This is a genomic window from Streptomyces sp. NPDC041968 (assembly GCF_055589025.1).
Map to the genome: position 1 here is coordinate 44,049 of NZ_JBVJCB010000003.1, position 21,419 is coordinate 65,467.

Here is a 21,419-nt window from a genome sequence, read left to right on the forward strand (position 1 = left end):
CGGCCGCGTCCTGTTCTCAGCCGAGGAGGGGCAGCAGCGCCCCGAGGTCGGCCCGCTCGCCGCTCGCGCGCACCTGCGCCCCGGTCACCGCGTCCTTCCAGGCGAGCCGGCCGGACGCCAGCCGGATCCAGGTCAGCGGGTCGGTCTCGACGACGTTGGGCGGGGTGCCGCGGGTGTGCCGGGGCCCCTCGACGCACTGCACCACGGCGTACGGCGGGATCCGCACCTCGGTCGAGCCGCCGGGCGCCCTGGCGGCGAGCGCGTCGGCCAGCAGCCGGGTCGCGACGGCCAGGGCCTGCCGGTCGTAGGGGATGTCGAGGCCGGGGACGGCCGCGGCGAGGTCGTCGGTGTGGACGACCAGCTCCACGGTGCGCGTGACGACGTAGTCGTCCAGCGGCAGGGCGCCCGCGTGGGTGGCCAGCAGCCGGGTGCCGGGGTGGGCGGCGAGGCCGTCGGTGAAGCGCCGCTCCACGTCGGCGAGGTGGGCGTCGAGGTCGGGGTGGTCCGCCGCGAGGCGCCGGGCGGTGACGGCGACGGTGTCCGCGGCGGTCGCGAACGGCCAGTCGAGCAGGCGGGCGTCCTGGCGCGCGGGTTCGGGCTCGTCGAGCAGCCGGGGCACGGCGGAGAGCGCCGTGCCGATGTGCGCGAGCAGTTCCCGTACGGTCCAGTCGCCGAGCCGGGTCGGCAGGGCGAGCTGTCCGGGGGTGAGGCCGCGGGCGGCCGCCCGTACGTGGGCGAACTGGGCCAGCACGGCGGTGCGGGTCCGGGCGGGGTCGTAGGCGCGGGCGCGTCTCCTGGCGGGCGGCATGGCGGTGAGCCTAGGGCCTGTCGGCCCGGAAGGCGGAGCCCTCGGGGAAGACGAGGTCCGTGCAGTGGCGGCGGGAAGTGACGTCGTCGACGTAGAGGCCCACCAGACCGGGTCCTCGCTGCTGCGTCCGGCGCGGCCCGGGGTCGCATGCAGGGAGACGAACCACTGGCCGGGACGGTCCGGGCGGACGAGGTACTCGTGGTCGTCCGCCTCGGCGAGGTGGAGCGCGCCCGCCCGGCCCTCGCTGAGCACGAGCCCGCACCGCTCGTCCCACAGCCTGACGTCCGTGCGGCTCTCGACGACCTGGTCCGGCAGCTCGGCCCGGCGGGCGAAGCCGCCCTCGCGGTAGAAGGCGCAGGTGCCCTCGGCGCGGGCGGCCGGGACCGGGCCCTCGGGCAGCGCGGGGACGTCCTCGGGCGGGTCGGGGAGCCGGTCGGCGCAGCCCAGGCGGCCGGCGCGGTCCGTCGGCGACGAGGGGCCGGTCCGCGGGCAGCACGACCACGGCGCCCGTGAAGAACCACCGCCCGCCCCGCTCCTCGCCGTCCTTCCGACCTGCCTCGGTGCTGAAGATCTCGCAGTCCTGAGCGGTTCCGGCACCGAGGTCGATCACCCCCTCCTCGGCGTCGCGGTGGGTGATCGTGCCGCCGGCCGGGGAGAACGCCAGCACCCGCACGGCCGGGACGAGGCCGGCGCCGGCCTCGTCGATCTGCCGGCGGGCGTCCCACACCCGCCAGATCTCGTGCCCGCTCCAGCCGACGGCCACCACGGGCGCCAGGCAGAGCAGGACGTTCACGGTTCTGCGCACACCGTCCGGCACCCGCGTCGATCCCCCGTTTCCCGTTCCCCGTGGTACGGCCGCTCCCGCTCCGTGACCGCGCGACGAAGCTGGCAGCCGTGGCCGGCGACGCGACCGGCGGGTCCGGGGCGGCCCGGCGTGCACCGTTCGTCCGTCCCTTCCGGCTCGCCGGGCGACCGGGCCGGCGCCGGGTGCGGCACGCCGAAGCCCCCGTCCGGCGGGCCGGGCGGGGGCTCGGGAGGGACGGGCGGCCGTCAGGCCAGCAGCGCCGGGATCGTGCCCTCGTGGGCCTCGCGCAGCTCGGTCAGGGGGAGCGAGAACTCGCCCTGGACCTCCACCGCGTCCCCGTCCACGACACCGACGCGGGTGGCGGGCAGGCCGCGCGCGCCGCACATGTCGGTGAAACGGAGCTCCTCCGAGCGCGGGACGGCGACGACCGCGCGGCCCGCCGACTCCGAGAACAGGAAGGTGAAGGCGTCGAGCCCGTCCGGTACGACCAGACGCGCGCCCTTCTCCCCGAGCAGCGCCGACTCGACGACCGCCTGGACGAGACCGCCGTCGGACAGGTCGTGCGCGGAGTCGATCATGCCGTCGCGGGAGGCGGAGATCAGGATCTCGCCGAGCAGCCGCTCGCGCTCCAGGTCGACCTTCGGGGGCAGGCCGCCGAGGTGGTCGTGGATCACCTGGGACCAGGCCGAGCCGCCGAACTCCTCACGCGTGTCGCCGAGGAGGTACAGCAGGTGCCCCTCCTCCTGGAAGGCGACCGGCGTGCGGCGGGCCACGTCGTCGATGACGCCGAGCACCGCGACCACCGGCGTCGGGTGGATGGCGGCCTCGCCGGTCTGGTTGTACAGCGAGACGTTGCCGCCGGTCACCGGGGTGCCGAGCTGGAGGCAGCCGTCCGCCAGACCGCGCACGGCCTCCGCGAACTGCCACATGACCGCCGGGTCCTCCGGCGAGCCGAAGTTCAGGCAGTCGGAGACGGCGAGCGGCTTGGCGCCGGTCGTCGCCACGTTGCGGTAGGCCTCCGCGAGGGCCAGCTGGGCGCCCGTGTACGGGTCGAGCTTGGCGTAGCGGCCGTTGCCGTCCGTGGCGATCGCGACGCCGAGGCCGGTCTCCTCGTCGACCCGGATCATGCCGGAGTCCTCGGGCTGGGCGAGGACGGTGTTGCCCTGCACGAAGTGGTCGTACTGCTGGGTGATCCACTTCTTGGACGCCTGGTTCGGGGAGCCGACCAGCTTCAGGACCTGGTCCTTCAGCTCCTCGGACGTCTCCGGCCGGGGCAGCTTGTTCGCGTCGTCGGCCTGGAGGGCGTCCTGCCACTCGGGGCGGGCGTAGGGGCGCTCGTAGACCGGGCCCTCGTGCGCGACCGTGCGCGGGTCGACGTCGACGATCTTGCCGCCGTGCCAGTAGATCTCCAGGCGGTCGCCATCGGTCACCTCACCGATGACGGTGGCGATGACGTCCCACTTCTCGCAGATCTCCAGGAAGCGGTCCACCTTGCCGGGCTCGACGACCGCGCACATGCGTTCCTGCGACTCGCTCATGAGGATCTCCTCGGGCGAGAGCGTGGAGTCGCGCAGCGGTACGTCGTCCAGGGTGACGCGCATGCCGCCGGAGCCGTTGGAGGCCAGCTCGGAGGTGGCGCAGGACAGGCCGGCCGCGCCGAGGTCCTGGATGCCGACGACCAGCTTCTCGGCGAACGCCTCCAGGGTGCACTCGATGAGGAGCTTCTCCTGGAAGGGGTCGCCGACCTGGACGGCCGGGCGCTTGGAGGGCTTGGCGTCGTCGAAGGTCTCGGAGGCCAGGATCGAGGCGCCGCCGATGCCGTCGCCGCCGGTGCGGGCCCCGTACAGGATGACCTTGTTGCCGGCGCCGGACGCCTTGGCGAGGTGGATGTCCTCGTGCCGCATGACGCCGATGGCACCGGCGTTGACCAGTGGGTTGCCCTGGTAGCAGGCGTCGAAGACGACCTCGCCGCCGATGTTGGGCAGGCCCAGGCAGTTGCCGTAGCCGCCGATGCCGGCGACGACGCCCGGCAGGACGCGCTTGGTGTCGGGGTGGTCGGCGGCGCCGAAGCGCAGGGGGTCCACGACGGCGACCGGGCGGGCGCCCATCGCGATGATGTCGCGGACGATGCCGCCGACGCCCGTGGCCGCGCCCTGGTAGGGCTCCACGTAGGAGGGGTGGTTGTGCGACTCGACCTTGAAGGTGACCGCGTAGCCCTGGCCGACGTCGACGACACCGGCGTTCTCACCGATGCCGACGAGCATCGCGTCGGACTCGGGGGCCTTCTCGCCGAACTGGCGCAGGTGGACCTTGCTGCTCTTGTACGAGCAGTGCTCGGACCACATGACGGAGTACATGGCCAGCTCCGCCCCGGTGGGGCGGCGGCCGAGGATCTCCACGACCCGCTCGTACTCGTCCTTCTTCAGGCCCAGCTCGGCCCAGGGCAGCTCGACGTCGGGGGTCTCGGCCGCGTGCTCGACCGTGTCCAGAGGCGTCCGGCTCATGCGTTGACCAGCTTCTTGAGGATCGACGTGAAGAACGGCAGGCCGTCGGTGCGGCCGGTGCCGATCAGCGGCTCGACGGCGTGCTCGGGGTGCGGCATGAGGCCGACGACGTTCCCGGCGGCGTTGGTGATGCCGGCGATGTCGTTGAGCGAGCCGTTCGGGTTGAAGTCGACGTAACGGAAGGCGACCCGTCCCTCGGCCTCCAGCTCGTCCAGCGTGCGCCGGTCGGCGACGTACCGCCCGTCCATGTTCTTCAGCGGGATGTGGATCTCCTGACCGGCGCTGTAGTCGCTGGTCCAGGACGTGTCCGCGTTCTCCACCCGCAGCTTCTGGTCGCGGCAGATGAAGTGCAGGTGGTCGTTGCCGAGCATCCCGCCGGGCAGCAGGTGGGCCTCCGTGAGGATCTGGAAGCCGTTGCAGATGCCGAGCACCGGGAGGCCGGCCTTCGCCTGGTCGATGAGGGTGTCCATCACCGGCGAGAAGCGCGCGATGGCACCGGCCCGCAGATAGTCGCCGTACGAGAAACCGCCGCAGAGCACCACGGCGTCGACCTGCTTGAGGTCCTTGTCCTTGTGCCAGAGGGCGACGGGTTCGGCGCCGGCGACGCGGATCGCGCGCTGCGTGTCCCGGTCGTCGAGACTGCCGGGGAAAGTGACGACGCCAATACGAGCGGTCACTTCGCGGCTCCCGCGACTACGTCATCGGACTCGACCTTGACGGTGAAGTCCTCGATCACGGTGTTGGCGAGGAAGGATTCCGCAAGATCATGGATGCGGGCGAGGGCGGCATCGTCGACCGGCCCGTCCACTTCCAGTTCGAATCGCTTTCCCTGACGTACGTCCGAGATCCCCTCGAAACCCAGCCGCGGCAGTGCGCGCTGCACCGCCTGGCCCTGGGGGTCGAGGATCTCCGGCTTGAGCATGACGTCGACTACGACGCGTGCCACTGGCACTCCCGGTGTGTGGTGCTGAGCAGGTCCCTTCAGACTACCCGTACAAAATTTCTACGCGCGTAGCATTGTAGGAAACTACGTGAGCCCCATCACGATCGGGCATCGGAAGGAGGTGTCTTCGAAAAACTTCGGGAAAGATCCCGGATCGGGCTCGGTGGCCTATTGTGCGGGGACACGCGGGAGGATTTAGTCGAGCTTCCCATTTCAATGCCGGGCACTGTACAAATGAAATGTCATTAGCCGATACTTTGCCCAATTACAGGCGAACAGTCGGCATCATCGCGACGTCCTGGCACGTCACCGCGGAGATGCCGCACGAAGGGACCGATATTCGTGGCGCAGCGTGTCGTGGTCACTCTCTTTGACGACATCGACGGCTCGGAAGCAGCGGAGACGATCGCCTTCGGTGTCGACGGCCGGATGTACGAGATCGACCTGAACGAAGCCAATGCCCGGAAACTGCGCACGGCTCTCGAGCCGTACGTGTCGGCCGGCCGCAAGCGGTCGCGTTCCGGCAAGGCGTACCGGCAGACGGAGGTCGCCCCCGACCCGGCGGCGGTCCGGGCCTGGGCCCAGGCGAACAAGATGGACGTGCCCGCGCGGGGCCGGATCCCGAAGAAGGTGTACGAGGCGTTCACCGCGGCGCAGTGAGCCGGGCGCGGCGCTCGCGCCGCTTTCGCCGGGGAGCGGGTCGCGGCCGCTCCCCGCGCGCGGGCCGACGGCCGCTCAGCCACCCCTCGCGGCAACCGACTTGCGCAGCACCCCGGGTGATCAGCTAAAGTCTGGAGCACGCCGAGGGGCGAGGCCGAAAGGCCCAGCTCACGGAACATGCGGGTGTAGTTCAGTAGTAGAACATCCCCCTTCCAGGGGGAAGGCGCAGTGTGCAATTCCTGTCACCCGCTCTGCATCGCCGTACCGATCAGCGTATTCGATCAGGTAGGCTGGTGCTCGCACCGATCGGTGAAGGCCGGTCGGAGGCAATGCGGACGTAGCTCAGTTGGTAGAGCGCAACCTTGCCAAGGTTGAGGTCGCGAGTTCGAGCCTCGTCGTCCGCTCGGGAATCAGACCCCGGTCCTCCACGGACCGGGGTCTTTTCGTGCGTCCGCGCACGGGTCGCGTGTCCGCGTCCGGGAGCCGGGCGGATGCCCCACCCCCGAGCGCCACCCTCCTGACATTTGTCATGCCGGGTGATGACGCGCCGCACTGCCGCACGGCCCGGGGCGCCGGAATGCTTGAGCCATGCGATCAGACGGACACGAACACGTGATTGAGGTCACCGGTCTGCGGCGTGTGTACGGGGGCGGGTTCGAGGCCGTGCGCGGAATCGACTTCTCCGTGCGCCGCGGTGAGGTCTTCGCGCTGCTCGGCACCAACGGCGCGGGCAAGACGTCGACGGTGGAACTGCTGGAGGGCCTAGCCGCTCCGGCGGGCGGGCGGGTGCGCGTCCTCGGGCACGACCCGTACACCGAGCGGGCCGCCGTGCGCTCCCGCACCGGCGTGATGCTCCAGGAGGGCGGCTTCCCCTCCGAGCTGACCGTCGCCGAGACCGCCCGGATGTGGGCGGGGTGCGTCAGCGGGGCCCGGCCGCCGGCCGAGGTGCTGGCCGTGGTCGGCCTGGAGACGAAGGCCGACGTACGCGTGAAGCAGCTCTCCGGGGGCCAGCGGCGCCGCCTGGACCTGGCGCTCGCGCTGCTCGGCGACCCCGAGGTGCTCTTCCTGGACGAGCCCAGCACCGGACTGGACGCCGAAGGCCGCCGGGACACCTGGGAGTTGGTGAGCGCGCTGCGCGACGGCGGCACCACCGTGCTGCTGACCACGCACTACCTGGAAGAGGCCGAGAACCTGGCCGACCGGATCGCGATCATGCACGAGGGCCGGATCGCCGCCACCGGAACCCCCGCCGAGGTGACCGCCGCCCAGCCCTCCCGGATCTCCTTCGAACTGCCCGAGGGCTACTTCGTGGGTGACCTGCCGCCGCTCGGCGAGCTGGGAGTGAGCGACCACGAGATCGACGGCCGGATCGTCCGGCTGCGCACCCGTGAACTGCAGCGCGCGGCCACCGGGCTGCTCGTGTGGGCCACACAGGCGGGCGTGGAACTGCACCGCCTCGACGTCCGGTCGGCATCCCTGGAGGAGGCGTTCCTGGGGATCGCGCGGGAGGCGTCGGCGAGGACGGCCGAGGGAACGACGACGAAGGAGTACGCGGCATGAACACCACGGCCACGCAGCACCCCCCGGCACGCGCCGCGCACGCGCCGGCCACCACGCCGATGCGGCGCATGGCCGCCCTCGCCCGCGCCGAGATGATCCTCCTCGGACGGAACAAGGGCACCCTCTTCGCCGCCCTGTTCGTGCCGCTGATGCTGCCGTTCAGCGTGCAGCAGGCGTCCAAGGAGATGGACCTCGCGTCGGCCGGGCTGACCACCGGCACCCTCGTGCTGCCCGCCGCGATCGGCTTCTCCCTGCTCTTCGCCGTCTACTCCGCCCTCGTCGGCGTCTTCGTCGTCCGGCGCGAGGAACTCGTCCTCAAGCGGCTGCGTACCGGCGAGCTGCGGGACGTGGAGATCCTGGGCGGGTCCGCGCTGCCGGCCGTCCTCAGCGGGCTCGTCCAGAGCGTGCTGCTCACGGTGGGCTGCTTCGTCCTGCTGGACCTCTCCGCGCCCTCGGCCCCCCACCTCGCCGTCCTCGGACTGCTGCTCGGCCTCGTGATGTGCGCCGCGCTCGCGGCGGTCACCGCGAGCTTCACCCGCACCGGCGAGAGCGCGCAGGTCACCCCGCTGCCGTTCATGTTCGTCGCGCTGTTCGGCTCCGGCCTGTTCGTCCCGCTGGAGCTGCTCCCGGACCGGCTCGCCTCCGTGTGCGAGCTGTTGCCGCTGACGCCCGTCATCACACTGGTGCGCGGCGGCTGGACCGGTGACCTGTCGGCCTACGAGGCCCTGGGCGCCGCGGCCACGGCGGTGGCCTGGACCGTGGTGTCGGTGTTTGCTGTACGGCGGTGGTTCCGCTGGGAGCCACGGCACTGACGTACGGGAGGACCCGGACCGGGGCCAGGACCAGGGAGAGTGGGGCGAACGGGGACATGCGCAGGCCGACGCGCTGGTGGGGCCGGAAGAGCACACCGGCGAAGGTGGAGACGTACACGCGGTGGTCGTTCCACTTCTTCGGGGTCATCGAACTCCTCGTGATCCTCCTGACCGGTGTCGAACGGGGCGGACCGCGGCTCGCCGCCGGGGCGTCCCTGGTGGTCGTGGCGCACGCCTCGGCCTGCATGCTGGTCGCCTCCCGGTCCCTGGACTGGACCCTGGGCCGACGGGCGCAGCCGGTGCGGCTGCTGTGGGGGCTGGCCGCCTTCACCTCGGTGATCGCCCTCGGCGCGATCGGTCTCGCGGAACGCGGTCCGGGGGGTGACGCGGTGGAGACCGTGGCGGGCACGACCTTCAGCGTGGTGCTGTGCTTCGGGGCCGGCGTCACCGCGCTCGGCGTGCGGAGCCGGCTGCGGGTGGCCGCCGTCGTCGGCGGCTTCGCCCTCGGCGCCGGGATCCTGTCCTTCGCGGTGGGCACACCCGGCCTCGCCGCGCTCGCGATGGCCTGCGCCGTGCTGGTGGCCGGCGCGTTCATGGCCTTCACCTCGGTCTTCTCGGTCTGGCTGCTCAACGCCGTCTACGCGCTCGACGAGGCCAAGGAGACCCGCACCCGGCTCGCGGTCGCGGAGGAGCGGCTGCGCTTCGGGCGGGACCTGCACGACGTGATGGGGCGGAACCTGGCCGTGATCGCCCTCAAGAGCGAGCTGGCCGTGCAGCTGTCCCGGCGCGGACGGTCCGAGGCGGTGGAGCAGATGATCGAGGTGCAGCGCATCGCGCAGGAGTCGCAGCGCGAGGTCCGGGACGTCGTCCGGGGGTACCGGGAGGTCGTGCTCGAGGTCGAACTGGCCGGCGCCCGGGGTGTGCTCTCGGCGGCCGGCATCGACGCCCGGGTCACGGGTGAGACGGCGGGCCTGCCCGCCGAGGTGCAGTCGGCGCTCGGCTGGGTGGTGCGGGAGGCGACGACCAACGTGCTGCGGCACGGTGACGCGGAGAAGTGCTCCGTGGCGGTGAGGCTGTCGGAAGGACGTGTGGTGCTGACGGTGGAGAACGACGGGGTGGCCGAGGGGGCCGGGCCGGTTCCCTCCGGCGGGGGGTCCGGGCTCGCGGGGCTGCGGGAGCGGCTGTCCGCCGTGGACGGCACCCTGCGGACCGGGTCGCCCGGCAAGGGCGTGTTCCGGCTCACGGCCGAGGTGCCGCTGCCGCCCGCCGCCGCGACCGTGCGGGAGGCCGTGTCGTGACGACCCCGGTGCGGGTGCTGCTCGCCGACGACGAGCACCTCATCCGCGGGGCGCTGGCCGCCCTGCTGTCCCTGGAGGAGGACCTCACCGTGGTCGCCGAGGCGGCCACCGGTCCGGAGGCGCTGGCGATGGCCCGCGCCCACGCGCCGGACGTGGCCGTCCTGGACCTCCAGATGCCCGGCGCGGACGGTGTGAAGGTCGCCACATCCCTGCGGGCCGAGCTGCCCGGCTGCAAGGTGCTGATCGTGACCAGTCACGGACGGCCCGGCCATCTGAAGCGGGCGCTCGCGGCGGGGGTGCGGGGGTTCGTCCCCAAGACGGTCAGCGCCCAGCGGCTCGCCGAGCTGATCCGCACGGTGCACGCCGGAAACCGGTACGTCGACCCCGAGTTGGCCGCCGACGCGATCTCCGCCGGGGACTCGCCGCTGACCGCGCGCGAGGCCGAGGTGCTGGAGCACGCCGCCGACGGGGCGTCCGTCGCGGAGATCGCCGAGCGCGCCGCGCTGGCCGAGGGGACCGTACGGAACTACCTCTCGTCGGCCGTCGGCAAGCTCGGCGCCGAGAACCGGCACGCGGCGGTGCGGCTCGCCCGGGAGCGCGGTTGGGTATAGTGGCTCTCGCGCCACGGCGAAGCCCACGACTCCGGTCGAGGACCCGCACGGCGCACTGCGAACGTAGCTCAGTTGGTAGAGCGCAACCTTGCCAAGGTTGAGGTCGCGAGTTCGAACCTCGTCGTTCGCTCCGTATGAGGAAGCCCCCGGTTCCGGCCGGGGGCTTCTTCGTGTGCGCGAACCGGTCCCTACGACCAGCCGAGTCCGGTCAGGCGCTCGTAGGCCTCCACGTACTTGGCGCGGGTGGCGTCCACGACCTGCTCGGGCAGCGGCGGCGGGGGCTGCTCGCTCTTCCGGTCCCAGCCGGACTCCGCCGAGGTCAGCCAGTCCCGCACGAACTGCTTGTCGTACGACGGCTGCGCGCGGCCCGGCTGCCACTGGTCGGCTGGCCAGAAGCGGGAGGAGTCGGGGGTGAGGACCTCGTCGGCGAGGACCAGGTCCTCGCCCTCGAAGCCGAACTCGAACTTCGTGTCGGCCAGGACGATGCCGCGCTCGCGGGCGATGTCCCGGGCCCGGGAGTAGACGGCGAGCGTGGCCTGGCGCAGGGCGGCCGCGGTGTCCGCGCCCACCTGGCGGGCGACCTCCTCGTAGGAGACGTTCTCGTCGTGCTCGCCGACCTCGGCCTTGGTGGCCGGCGTGAAGATCGGGGCGGGCAGCTCCGAGCCGTCGACGAGGCCCTCGGGCAGGGCGAGGCCGCAGACGGTGCGGGTCTGCTGGTACTCGGTCAGGCCCGAGCCGGTGAGGTAGCCGCGGGCCACGCACTCCACGGGGACCATCCGCAGGGACTTGCAGACCAGGGCGCGGCCCTGCCAGTCGGCGGGGGCGCCGGGGGGCAGCTCGGTGCTCAGGACGTGGTTCGGGGCGAGATCGGCGAGCTGGTCGAACCACCACAGGGAGAGCTGGGTGAGGACCCGGCCCTTGTCGGGGATTTCGGTCGGCAGCACCCAGTCGTAGGCGGAGATGCGGTCGCTGGCGACCATCACGAGGTCGCCCGCCTCGTTCCGGTACAGCTCGCGCACCTTGCCGGTGTGCAGATGCACCAGACCCGGAACCTGGAGCGGCTCGGGCTTTTCGACGAATCCGGACACGGTTCCTCCCCGTGGTTCTGTCCAATGCCTCCGATTGTCCCGTACGGAGGGGTCGCCGGGGACAGCGGGGCGGTCGCGTCCGCCGTCAGTCGCGTTTGCAGATGCGGTCCAGGAGGTTGGCCGTGGCGCGCTGGACACGCGGGTCGACGTGGCCCGGACGGTCCAGGGCCGGGGACCAGGCGAACGTCCCGGACGCGAAGACCCAGGCTCCGGACGGCGCCCGGTACAGCGACGTCTCCTGGTGGCGCCGGGCGCCGTCCACGTCGGTGTACGGGGAGTGGGCGAGCAGGACCCGCTCCTCGTGCTCGGGGAGCGGGGTGCGCGGGAAGTAGCGGTCGGCCTCGCCCGCGACCAGGTCCTCGATCTCGTCGCCCTCGTGGGCGCCGGTGGCGTCCCAGAGCCAGTGTCCGGCGTTGCGGACGATCATCGGGTGCGGGTCGGGTACGCGTCCGGCGTACTGGATGCCGAGCAGTTGCTGTTCGGCGCGGTCGACCTCCCGCCACAGCACCGGCCGGCCGGGCCCCCGGCGTTTGCGGCAGGTCAGGAGGCGGTCGGGGGCTCCGGACGGGGAGGGGGCCAGCTCGACCTGCCAGTACATGGTGTTGGCGGAGAGGAAGACCAGCGACGTGCCGTGCTCGCGGGCGGCTTCCGTGGTGCGGCGCATGGCGGCGGACCAGTACTCGTCGTGGCCCGGGAAGACCAGGCCGCGGTAGCGGGTCGGGTCGATGCGGCCGGAGTGCAGGTCGCGGGCGTCGGCGTAGGCGAGGTCGTAGCCGTAGCGCTCGGCGAAGCGGATGAAGTCGTAGGCGTGGCCCACGTGCAGGGGCAGGCCCGCGCCCGCGTAGGGCCGGTCGAAGGAGACGGTCGTCGCGGCGTCGGACTCGCCGAGCAGCCGGCCCTCCTCGTCCCAGGCGTGGTAGAGGCTGGCGCCGGTGCGGCCGTCCTCCGGGTAGAGGTTGTACGCCTGCCAGGTGATGTCCGGCAGCAGGAGCAGCAGGTCGGCGGGGTGGCCGTCGCGGACCGTGAACGGCACGTGGGAGCGGTAGCCGTCGGCCGTGGTGAGCACGGCGACGTACGCGCCGATGTTCCAGTACGACGGGATCTGCAGCCGCCAGGACAGCCACCAGTGGTGGCAGGAGACCGTGCGGTCGGCGGTCAGCGGCGGGGGCTGGACGATGCCGGACAGGCGGGGACTGGTGGTGATCTTGGCGGCGCCGTCACCGCCGTAGTGGCCGATCCGGTAGACGTCGACGCTGAACTCCTGCGGCGGATCGACGGTGATGTGGAAGTCGATGGCCTCGCCGGGGGCGGCGGCTCCGGTCGCGGTGAAGCCCTTGATCTGGCGGCGGACGTCGTCGGCCGCGCGCGGGCCGCCGCCGTCGGCGCGCGGTCGGGCCCGCGGGCCGGGCCTGCCGTCCGGGTCCGGTACGGCGTCCGGGTCCGCGTACCAGGGGACGACCTGGCCGGTGTCGCCGAAGTAGGTCTCGCCGCCGCGCAGCCAGGGGACGGGACCCTGCCCGAAGGGGTCCGTCACGGCGTGCGCGAGTGCTCCCGACTCCCAGCGGCGGATCTGCTCGGGCCCCATGGGACAGTCCCCTCCCTCGTGCCCCCGTGGTCATGCGTATGACGAACGCCTTTGCCATGTGCGCGATTCGGTCTCCAGCACATCACATTTCGCGCGCGTGCTGTCACTGTTCGTTGCGAAGTGGCCGAAAGTGGAATCGGGGTGTCCGCTTCGACGGTGGGCGGGGGTCGCACGGCGTGCCGAGCCGGGGTCAGACCAGACGCACCGGCTTCTCCGGGCGGATGCCGCGCTCGGTCATCCAGGTGCGCAGGGGGCCCGGGTCGCCCGTCTCGACGAGGCTCCTGACGCAGGGGGCCACTTCGGCGGCTCGGGCGCCGTCGATCAGCAGGGAGGGTCCGTCGAGCCAGTCGAGGCCTGGGGCCGCGCCGGCGGTGTCCATGGCCGCGCAGCACACCATCGCCGTGACGTGGGCGGTGAGGATCTCGCGGGCGGTGCGCGGGGGTTGCAGGGGGAGGAGGGGGAGCGCGCGGTCGTCCCAGAGGGCGGCCGCGTCGGGGCCGGGGGGCGCCGCGGCTGCTCCGGGGGCGGTGGCTGCGGGCCCTGCTCCGGCCGGCCGGGCTTCCGCCTCCTCGCGGGCCAGCTGGGCACTGAGCCCGGCCGCCAGGGCGGCGCCGCGGGCGGTGGTGCCGGCGAGGTCGTCATCGTCGTCGGGGGTGGGGGGCGCCGGGTGGTCCGGGTGGTGCGGATGGTCCCGGAGGTCCGGGTGGTGGTCCGGGCTGTCCGGGTGGTGGTCCGGACTGTCCGGGTGGCCGCCGGGGCCGGGAGTGCGGAGGTCGGGGTGGTCCGGGTGGCCGCCGAGGCCGGGAGTGCGGAGGTCGGGGTGGTCCGGGTGGCCGCCGAGGCCGGGAGTGCGGAGGTCGGGGTGGTCCGGGTGCGTGTCCCGCTCGGCGTGCGCCGGGTACGGGCCGTCCGTCCCGTCGCGGGGGCCGGGTCCGGCCTGCGGGGAGTCGGGGGGCGGGGCCGGGGCGGTCGTGAGGTGGTCCAGGACGCGGGCCAGGGTCGGGCCCTCGGCGCCCGGTGCGGCGTCCTCGGTGGCGCGGCGGACGCCCAGGGTGTCCAGCACACGGTGGAGGCGGGCCGCGTCGGTGCGCCAGGTGCGGTCGACGACCTCCTCGGGATACTCGTCCCACCCGACCGGCGACCAGTCGGCGCCGGTCTCGGAGGGCCCTCCGTGGAAGAGGCGCGCGGCGAGGAGGGAGACCGCCTCGTCCATCACCCCGGGCTCCTCCAGCAGGTCGCAGGCGGGACGCTCGCCCAGACGGGAGGCGAAGCCCTCGGCCAGACGGTCACGGCGGGACAGCTCCGTGAGGGCGGCGACGACGCCCACGTCCAGCCGGGAGGGCCAGCGGCCCATCCGCCAGGCGGGCAGCGCCACCCGGGTCAGCAGCCGGTCCCAGCCCGCGTAGGCGAGCCCGACCTGGTCCTGCGCGACGATCCGCAGGCCGTAGTCGACGGCCTGCGCGCGCTCGGCGGCCGCCGCGGCGACTCCGCGCTCCATCTCCGCCGCGTGCACGCGACAGCTGCGCAGCAGGAGCCGGCACACCCGGCCGAGCCCCGCGCACACCGCGCGGGAGAACGGCTCGCGCCGGTCCGCCGAGGCCACCGCGACCGCGGCGTCCAGGCCCCGTATGAAGCGGCGGGCCGCGGCTATGTCGGGGTGCGCGGACGGTCCCGTGCCCGCGACGACCGGGGCGAGGACGGCGCGCAGCTCGCCGACGCGCATCCACCAGAGGAAGGGCGAGCCGATGACCAGCACGGGGGCGGCGACGGCCCGGCGGGAGGCGGACGCGTCGACCCCGGCGACGTCGTCGTGCTTCTCGGCGGGGGGCGGGCCGTGGGCCGGGTGGGTGCGGTCCTCCAGCCAGCTGTCGCAGTCCGGTGTGAGCGCTATCGCCGAGGGGGCCGGCACGTCCAGCCGGTCGGCCAGGTCACGCACCATCCGGTAGAGGTCCGGGGCCGACTCCTCGGCGATCGTGACCGTGGGGGTCGCGGCGGGCCGGGAACGGGCCACCACCAGCGCGACACCGGCGGCGGCCGGCAGGACGAGAAGCGTGAGCGCGAGGGCGGCCCAACGGACGACCGCCCAGCCACCGCCCGTGAGGTGCCCGGTGGAGTCGCCCACGAACAGGATCACGGCGGCGGCGGCCGGCAACAGGGCGACGGCCAGCGCACGGCTGCGGACGCGCAGCACGGCAAGAGCCCGGGAACGCGCGGCCTGCGCGCCCATCTCCACACCACCGGTGACGGTCACGGCCGGACCTCACCCCCTCCTCGCTGTCCTGTCTGTTCCGGGCTGTCCTGCTGTTCTTCCGTGCTTGCTCGCTCCCCCCACTGTGGCACCCGCCACTGACATCGCAATGCCGGTGGGCCAAGTGCCGGAACGCTTGCGCGGCACCATAGTTGGGGCCTTCGCGCCCGTCAGCCGTATGGACCATTGGTCACTCGATGGAATGGCTTTGGGGAAAGGTGGATGACGGACAGCAACGATCAGGCCCCGGTTCCTGAGACGGAACCGGGGCCTGTCGGGTTCTGCGCGGAGGGCGTCCTCCGGGGCTGGGCTAGGCCCCCGCCGCGGCTTCCGCGGCCGCCTTCGCCGCGATGTCCGTACGGTGCTGGGAGCCGTCGAGGCCGATGCGGGCGACGGCCCGGTAGGCCCGGTCGCGGGCTTCGGCGAGGTCCGTGCCGGTGGCCGTGACGGAGAGCACGCGGCCGCCCGCGCTGACCACGGCGCCGCCCTCGCCGCGGGTGCCGGCGTGCAGGACGTAGGCGTGCGGGGCGTCCTCCGCGGCCACCTCGTCGAGGCCGGTGATCGGGTCGCCGGTGCGCGGGGTGCCCGGGTAGTTGTGCGAGGCGACGACCACGGTGACGGCCGCGTCGTCGCTCCAGCGCAGGGGCTCCAGGTCGGCGAGGTTGCCGGTGGCGGCGGCCATCAGCAGGCCCGCGAGCGGGGTCTTCAGACGGGCCAGTACGACCTGCGTCTCGGGGTCGCCGAAACGGGCGTTGAACTCGATGACGCGGACGCCGCGCGAGGTGATCGCGAGGCCCGCGTAGAGGAGCCCGGAGAACGGGGTGCCCCGGCGGCGCATCTCGTCGACGGTCGGCTGGAGGACGCTCTCCACGACCTCGTCGACCAGCTTGGGGTCGGCCCAGGGCAGCGGCGAGTACGCGCCCATGCCGCCGGTGTTCGGGCCCTCGTCGCCGTCGAGCGCGCGCTTGAAGTCCTGGGCGGGCACGAGCGGGCGGACGTTCTCGCCGTCGGTGATGGCGAAGAGGGAGACCTCCGGGCCGTCCAGGTACTCCTCGATGACGACGCGGTCGCAGGCCGCCGCGTGCACGCGGGCCGCCTCGATGTCGTCGGTGACGACGACGCCCTTGCCGGCGGCCAGCCCGTCGTCCTTGACGACGTACGGGGCGCCGAAGGCGTCGAGGGCGGCGTCGACCTCGGCCGCGTTCGTGCAGACGTAGGAGCGGGCCGTGGGGACACCGGCGCCGGCCATGACGTCCTTGGCGAAGGCCTTGGAGCCCTCCAGTCGGGCGGCCTCGCCGGACGGACCGAAGACCGGGATGCCGGCCGCGCGCACGGCGTCGGCGACCCCGGCGACGAGGGGCGCCTCCGGACCGACCACGACCAGCTCGGCACCGAGCCGGGTGGCCAGCGCCGTCACGGCCGCGCCGTCGAGGGCGTCGACCTGGTGCAGTTCGGCGACCTCGGCGATACCGGCGTTGCCGGGGGCGCAGTGCAGCGCGGTGACGTCGGGGTCGAGGGACAGGGAACGGCACAGGGCGTGTTCGCGGGCGCCGCCGCCGATGACAAGGACCTTCACGGGGTCAGCCTAATGGGAACGGGGCGGGCCGGTTTGTGCGGCCTTCCGAAGGGAGGGGACAGGAGAGCTTGTGGCTTCCTCCAGCGCACCTCCGCGGCCGGGTCGGCCTGCCCTGCGCGGACCGGCCACCCGGTCACCCCGCTACTCGTGCGCGATCTCCTCGACGACGGTCGCGCCCAGCTCGCGTACCAGCAGTTCCTTGCCGGAGAGGGCGGACTCGTCGAGGTCCGGGTCGTCGTCCTCGGGGATGTCGTCCTCGGGGGAGACCGGACGCCGCTCGGGGGCCGGGGGCCGGGGTGCGGGAGCCGGGGCCGGGCCGGGGGCCGGTGCGGCGGGCGCGGACGACGGCGCGGGTGCCGACGGCTGCTCCGCGGGCGCGGGTGCCGGACGCTGCGCGGGCGCGCCACCGCCACCGCCGCTCCCGAAGCCGCCGCCGGATCCGAAGCCGCCGCCGGATCCGCCGTAGCCACCGGAGGGGCCGGCCGGGGGCGGGGGCGCCGAGCCGCCGGAGGGGTCGACGACCGCCTCGATCTTCCACTGCACGTTGAACTGCTCGGACAGGGCCTGGCGCAGCACGTCCTCGCTGCCGCTGCTCAGGAAGTTGTCGCGAGCGCCGGCGTTGACGAAGCCGATCTGGAGGGACGTGCCGTCGAAGCCGGTCACCTGGGCGTTCTGGCTGAGCAGGATCCAGGTGAACCGGCGCCGGTTCTTGACCGCCTCCAGGATGTTGGGCCAGATCGTGCGCGGGTCGACTCCGGAACCCGGCGGCGGGGAGGCGAGGGGCGCGGCGGCGGCCGGGGCGGGTGCCGGGGGTGCGGACGGGGCGGGGGCCGGGGGTGCGGCGGGAGGGGGGTCGGCCGGTGTCCCGGGCCGACCACCGCCGGTGGGCGTCGCCGTGGGCCATCCACCCGGGCGACGCCCGCCCCCCGCGGGAGCCGCGGTCGGCCAGGCACCGGGCGCGGCGGCCTGGGCAGGAGCAGGAGCCGGGTCCGGGGCCGGGGCCGGGGCCGGGCGGGGGGCAGCGGCGGCGGGGGGAGGCGTCGGGGCGGTGGGCTGCTGTCCGCCTCCGCCGGCACCGCCACCTTCGTACGAACCAGAACCAGAACCAGAACCGGAACCGGAACCGCCACCAGCACCAGCACCAGCACCAGCACCAGCACCAGCACCAGCACCAGCACCAGCGTCGGGTCCCGAAGGCGGTTCGCCCTGTCCCGGTGCTCCCGGCGCGCCTCCGCCGGGGCCGGGGGCCCGGACCGCCGCCCGGGCGGCGGCGGGCCCGCCGCCGGGCGCGACCGGAGCCGCGGCGGCCGGGGCGTGCCCGGCCTGGGCGTTCCCCATCGCGCCGTGGGCCTCGGGCCCGGGCGCGTACCCCATGGCGGGCGCCCCCGCGCCCGCGGAGAACTGCACACCGCGCTCGATCCGATCGAGGCGGGCCATCACCGAACGCTCGTCGCCGTACGCGGCGGGCAGCAGCACGCGCGCGCAGATCAGCTCCAGCTGGAGGCGGGGCGAGTGGGCGCCGCGCATCTCGGTGAGCCCCTCGTTCACGATGTCGGCGGCTCGGCTCAGCTCGGCGGCGCCGAAGGACCGCGCCTGGGCCTGCATCCGCTCGACGACGTCGGCCGGAGCGTCGATCAGCCCCTTCTCCCCCGCGTCGGGCACGGCGGCGAGGATCACCAGGTCGCGGAGGCGCTCCAGCAGGTCGGTGACGAAGCGCCGCGGGTCGTTGCCGCCCTCGATGACCCGGTCCACGACCCCGAAGGCGGCCGAGCCGTCCCCTGTGACGAACGCCTCGACGACCGAGTCGAGCAGCGAGCCGTCCGTGTAGCCGAGCAGGGCGGTCGTCATGTCGTACGTCACACCGTCGGCACCGGCGCCCGCGAGGAGCTGGTCCATGACGGACATGGAGTCACGGACGGAACCCCCGCCGGCCCGGACGACGAGCGGCAGCACGCCGTCGTCGACGGGGATCTGCTCCTTGCCGCACACCTCGGCGAGGTACTCGCGCAGGGTGCCCGGCGGCACGAGCCGGAAGGGGTAGTGGTGGGTACGCGAGCGGATGGTCCCGATGACCTTCTCGGGCTCGGTGGTCGCGAAGATGAACTTGAGGTGCTCCGGGGGCTCCTCGACGACCTTCAGCAGCGCGTTGAAGCCCTGCGGCGAGACCATGTGGGCCTCGTCGATGATGTAGATCTTGTAGCGGCTGGAGGCGGGCCCGAAGAAGGCCTTCTCGCGCAGGTCACGGGCGTCGTCCACGCCTCCGTGCGAGGCGGCGTCGATCTCGATGACGTCGATGGACCCCGGGCCGTTGCGCGCGAGGTCGCGGCAGGACTGGCACGCGCCGCAGGGCGTCGGGGTGGGGCCCTGCTCGCAGTTCAGACAGCGCGCCAGGATGCGGGCGCTGGTCGTCTTGCCGCAGCCGCGCGGACCGCTGAACAGGTACGCGTGATTGACCCGGTTGTTCCGCAGCGCCTGCTGCAGCGGGTCAGTGACATGCCCCTGACCGATGACCTCGGCGAAGGACTCCGGGCGGTAACGGCGGTAGAGCGCGAGAGACGACACGCATACGAGGTTATAGGCGCCCACTGACAACCGGAGCGCCCTGTGAACCCGGCCACCCCTGACGCAAGGCGCCCCCCACGCACCCGCCAGAGCCGACCTACCCTTGCTGCCTTCCGGCCCTGGGGGAGTTCAGTCAGATAGCGCCGCGTGAGGGGCTGGGGCACACGTTACCCGATGCGGGGGGCCCAGAACGAGTTCGCAAGCACTCTCCGGCGTCATGTAATGTTTGCCGCGGAGGATTCGCCTAGAGGCCTAGGGCGCACGCTTGGAAAGCGTGTTGGGGGCAACCCCTCACGAGTTCGAATCTCGTATCCTCCGCCAGTGCCTCACCGGGCACGATGTCGAAGGGCCCGCTGCTTGCAGCGGGCCCTTCGACGTGTCTCGGTCGCACGGCGATGCCGTACCGCTAGCGCTCGACGCGTATCCGTCTCGACTCGGTCACCTGATCGATCTCCGAGACCCGGATCGTCGTCCTCATCGTCCAGGTGCCGGGGAGGGGGAGGGTGAGGCGGTTGGCGCTCCAGTAGCCGCCCCGGTCGACGAGCTCCGCGTGGAGCGGGCCGACCCCGCGGTCGGGCAGGGTGAAGGACAGGCGCAGTTCGGGTACGGCGGCCAGGCTGCCGTCGGGGCCGAAGACGACGGCCTGCACCGCGTTGTCGCCGGTGCGGCCGGGGTCCAGGGTGATCTGGACGGTGCCCCGGCCGGAGGGGCCGATGTCGAAGGGGATCGTGGTGACGGACGCGGGCAGCACGCCGCCCGCCGGTGCGGACCGCGCTGCCTCGTCCGCCGCCCGGCCCGGTGGGGTGGCGGTGAGCACGGTGGTGACCACCAGGACGACGCCCGCTACGACGGCCTCCGTCAGAACGGACCTGCGCAGCCCCCGGTGGTGGGCGGTGTCCCGGGCGGGGAGCGGATCGGAGTCGGGCAGCCCGTCCGCCGGCAGGATCGCCTCCGACGGCTCCGACGCCTCCGGCACCCGCGGCGGCGGTCCGCCCGCCGGAACCGGAACCCGTACCCGTAGCCGCGCGGACACGGCCCGCTCGGGAAGGCGCTCCCCCGCCCTCGCCTCCGTGCGCGGGGCCGACAGGGCGGCGGTCCACCGCCGGGAGACAGCGGCCGCGGTGAGCAGTACGGCCACCAGGGTCAGTTTGGCGAGCAGCAACCTGCCGTACGGCGTCCCGGTGAGCGCCGTCCAGGAACCGAGACCGCGCCAGGACTGGTAGACGCCGGTGACGACCAGGACGGTCACGGACGTGAGGGCGACCCGGGAGAAGCGGGCGACCGTGGCGCCGTCCGGGCTGCCGCGCAGGGTCATGAGCAGGGAGACCAGACCGCCGAGCCACACCGCGGTCGCCAGCAGGTGCAGCACGGACGACGTCATCGCCAGCGGCACCTGGATCCCGGCGGACGCGTGCTCCGCGCCGGCCCAGGTCAGCGCGAGGCCGACGGCGGTCACGGCGCCGAGCGCGGCGGGCAGCGGGGCGCGTTCGGATTGGCCCTCCGTCCGGGACGCGCGCAGCAGGAGCAGCGCGATCGGCACCAGCAGCGCCAGCCTGACCAGCAGCAGGGCGCCGGGCCGGGAGGTGAGGGTGGCGCCGAGGGCACCGGCGTCGAGGGCGGCCGAGGGGCCCCGTCCCGCCTCGTACGGCGCCCGCAGCACCAGCAGGGTGACGGTGGCACCCAGCAGCGTCCACCAGCCCGCCAGCAGCGGCCGGCGCAGCGGGGCGCGGTCCGGTGGGCGGCACAGGGCGACGAAGGCGGCGGTGCCGATGAGCAGGGTGGCGGCCAGGTAGGAGAGGAAGCGGGCGATCTGGTGGAGGGCGGCGGTCAGCGGGTCCTCGGCGGGGCCGGCGTCCAGCGGCGCCGTCGTCGCGGAGGGCTTGCCGACCGAGAAGGTGAACGCGCCGGAGACGGGATGGCTGTCCGCAGACACCACGCGCCAGGCCACGGTGTACGTGCCCTCGCCCAGTTGCCCCGAGAGCGAGACGCGGGCCGTGTCGGCACGGCCGTCCGCCCGTTCCGCCCGCGCCGTGCGCACCCGGTGGCCGCCGGGATCGAGGACGCGGAAGGAGTCGTCGCGCAGGCCGACGGACTCGGTGAAGGTCAGGGTGACGTGGCGCGGGGCCCGTGGGAGGGCGGTGCCGTCCCCGGGGTCGGTGGAGCGCAGGGCGGCGTGGGCGGACGCCGGTCCCGCGCCGGCGAGGACGAGCAGCACCAGCACGGCGCCCAGCAGCGCCGCCACCCCCGCACGCCGCCGGACCGGTCGCCGCCGGGTCCCGGCTCCTGCACCGCCACCACACCTCACGCCGCGTCTCCGTCGTCGGGGCCTACTGCCTCGGCGATGTGTACGGACGCGGCG

At 73.6% G+C, this 21,419-nt stretch carries 16 protein-coding genes, 4 tRNA genes and 1 other RNA gene; 10 read left to right on the forward strand and 11 right to left on the reverse strand.

Features of this window, described 5'->3' with window-relative positions:
* Window positions 1–16: 16 nt before the first annotated feature.
* Window positions 17–808 (reverse strand): maleylpyruvate isomerase family mycothiol-dependent enzyme, encoded by a 792-nt coding sequence (locus ACZ6EG_RS08275; RefSeq protein ID WP_469602731.1) that lies wholly within the window; start codon window positions 806–808, stop codon window positions 17–19.
* Window positions 809–955: 147 nt separating this feature from the next.
* On the opposite strand from ACZ6EG_RS08275, the gene ACZ6EG_RS08280 reads away from it, so the two are divergent.
* The gene (locus ACZ6EG_RS08280) at window positions 956–1,321 is read left to right on the forward strand and encodes a hypothetical protein (protein WP_469602734.1); all 366 of its coding nucleotides are present in this window, start codon (window positions 956–958) and stop codon (window positions 1,319–1,321) included.
* A gap of 537 nt (window positions 1,322–1,858) precedes the next feature.
* Here ACZ6EG_RS08280 and purL read toward each other — a convergent pair.
* Genes purL through purS form a run of 3 tightly spaced genes read right to left on the reverse strand, consistent with a single transcriptional unit; the run spans window position 1,859 to window position 5,063 of the window.
* Window positions 1,859–4,117 carry a phosphoribosylformylglycinamidine synthase subunit PurL gene (gene purL, locus ACZ6EG_RS08285; protein ID WP_391971639.1) on the reverse strand — a complete coding sequence of 753 codons (2,259 nt, stop codon included), beginning with the start codon at window positions 4,115–4,117 and terminating at the stop codon, window positions 1,859–1,861.
* Window positions 4,114–4,794 (reverse strand): phosphoribosylformylglycinamidine synthase subunit PurQ, encoded by a 681-nt coding sequence (gene purQ / locus ACZ6EG_RS08290; protein ID WP_366767635.1) that lies wholly within the window; start codon window positions 4,792–4,794, stop codon window positions 4,114–4,116. The genes purL and purQ overlap by 4 nt, the downstream gene beginning before the upstream one ends.
* Window positions 4,791–5,063 carry a phosphoribosylformylglycinamidine synthase subunit PurS gene (purS, locus tag ACZ6EG_RS08295; protein ID WP_063482444.1) on the reverse strand — a complete coding sequence of 91 codons (273 nt, stop codon included), beginning with the start codon at window positions 5,061–5,063 and terminating at the stop codon, window positions 4,791–4,793. Before purS ends, purQ begins: the two co-directional genes overlap by 4 nt.
* 339 nt (window positions 5,064–5,402) lie before the next feature.
* Between purS and ACZ6EG_RS08300 the strand changes: the two genes are divergently transcribed.
* The 8 genes from ACZ6EG_RS08300 (at window position 5,403) to ACZ6EG_RS08335 (ending at window position 10,131) form a co-directional block, all read left to right on the forward strand.
* A complete protein-coding gene (locus ACZ6EG_RS08300) occupies window positions 5,403–5,720 on the forward strand; it encodes a histone-like nucleoid-structuring protein Lsr2 (RefSeq protein ID WP_053133541.1) in 318 nt (105 codons plus the stop codon).
* Window positions 5,721–5,899: 179 nt separating this feature from the next.
* A tRNA-Gly gene (locus tag ACZ6EG_RS08305) sits at window positions 5,900–5,971 on the forward strand.
* 80 nt (window positions 5,972–6,051) lie between these two features.
* Window positions 6,052–6,124 (forward strand) — tRNA-Gly (locus tag ACZ6EG_RS08310).
* A gap of 184 nt (window positions 6,125–6,308) precedes the next feature.
* The gene (locus ACZ6EG_RS08315) at window positions 6,309–7,280 is read left to right on the forward strand and encodes an ABC transporter ATP-binding protein (protein ID WP_391971640.1); all 972 of its coding nucleotides are present in this window, start codon (window positions 6,309–6,311) and stop codon (window positions 7,278–7,280) included.
* Window positions 7,277–8,092: an ABC transporter permease gene (locus ACZ6EG_RS08320; protein WP_391971641.1), complete on the forward strand. Its 816-nt coding sequence runs from the start codon at window positions 7,277–7,279 to the stop codon at window positions 8,090–8,092. Before ACZ6EG_RS08315 ends, ACZ6EG_RS08320 begins: the two co-directional genes overlap by 4 nt.
* A gap of 56 nt (window positions 8,093–8,148) precedes the next feature.
* A complete protein-coding gene (locus ACZ6EG_RS08325) occupies window positions 8,149–9,390 on the forward strand; it encodes a sensor histidine kinase (protein WP_469602741.1) in 1,242 nt (413 codons plus the stop codon).
* Window positions 9,387–10,001, forward strand: a complete 615-nt coding sequence (locus ACZ6EG_RS08330; RefSeq protein WP_356602875.1) for a response regulator transcription factor — start codon at window positions 9,387–9,389, stop codon at window positions 9,999–10,001. Before ACZ6EG_RS08325 ends, ACZ6EG_RS08330 begins: the two co-directional genes overlap by 4 nt.
* Window positions 10,002–10,058: 57 nt before the next feature.
* Window positions 10,059–10,131 (forward strand) — tRNA-Gly (locus ACZ6EG_RS08335).
* Between the two features lie 58 nt (window positions 10,132–10,189).
* Here ACZ6EG_RS08335 and ACZ6EG_RS08340 read toward each other — a convergent pair.
* From ACZ6EG_RS08340 to ffs, 6 genes are all read right to left on the reverse strand, one after another.
* Window positions 10,190–11,089 carry a phosphoribosylaminoimidazolesuccinocarboxamide synthase gene (locus tag ACZ6EG_RS08340; RefSeq protein ID WP_391971643.1) on the reverse strand — a complete coding sequence of 300 codons (900 nt, stop codon included), beginning with the start codon at window positions 11,087–11,089 and terminating at the stop codon, window positions 10,190–10,192.
* Between the two features lie 85 nt (window positions 11,090–11,174).
* The gene (locus tag ACZ6EG_RS08345; RefSeq protein WP_469602745.1) at window positions 11,175–12,674 is read right to left on the reverse strand and encodes a N,N-dimethylformamidase beta subunit family domain-containing protein; all 1,500 of its coding nucleotides are present in this window, start codon (window positions 12,672–12,674) and stop codon (window positions 11,175–11,177) included.
* Between the two features lie 190 nt (window positions 12,675–12,864).
* The gene (locus ACZ6EG_RS08350) at window positions 12,865–14,925 is read right to left on the reverse strand and encodes a hypothetical protein (protein WP_469602748.1); all 2,061 of its coding nucleotides are present in this window, start codon (window positions 14,923–14,925) and stop codon (window positions 12,865–12,867) included.
* A gap of 307 nt (window positions 14,926–15,232) precedes the next feature.
* Window positions 15,233–16,498, reverse strand: coding sequence for a phosphoribosylamine--glycine ligase (gene purD / locus ACZ6EG_RS08355; RefSeq protein ID WP_469602750.1), 1,266 nt, complete (start codon window positions 16,496–16,498; stop codon window positions 15,233–15,235).
* A gap of 141 nt (window positions 16,499–16,639) precedes the next feature.
* Window positions 16,640–19,060 (reverse strand): DNA polymerase III subunit gamma and tau, encoded by a 2,421-nt coding sequence (locus tag ACZ6EG_RS08360; protein ID WP_469602753.1) that lies wholly within the window; start codon window positions 19,058–19,060, stop codon window positions 16,640–16,642.
* Window positions 19,061–19,124: 64 nt separating this feature from the next.
* Window positions 19,125–19,219: signal recognition particle sRNA small type (gene ffs / locus ACZ6EG_RS08365), an RNA gene on the reverse strand.
* 74 nt (window positions 19,220–19,293) lie between these two features.
* Here ffs and ACZ6EG_RS08370 point away from each other — a divergent pair.
* Window positions 19,294–19,381, forward strand: a tRNA-Ser gene (locus tag ACZ6EG_RS08370).
* An 85-nt stretch (window positions 19,382–19,466) separates the two neighbouring features.
* Here ACZ6EG_RS08370 and ACZ6EG_RS08375 read toward each other — a convergent pair.
* On the reverse strand, window positions 19,467–21,302 hold the full coding sequence (locus ACZ6EG_RS08375; protein ID WP_469602756.1) for a copper resistance CopC/CopD family protein: 1,836 nt from the start codon (window positions 21,300–21,302) through the stop codon (window positions 19,467–19,469).
* Window positions 21,303–21,419: the final 117 nt, after the last annotated feature.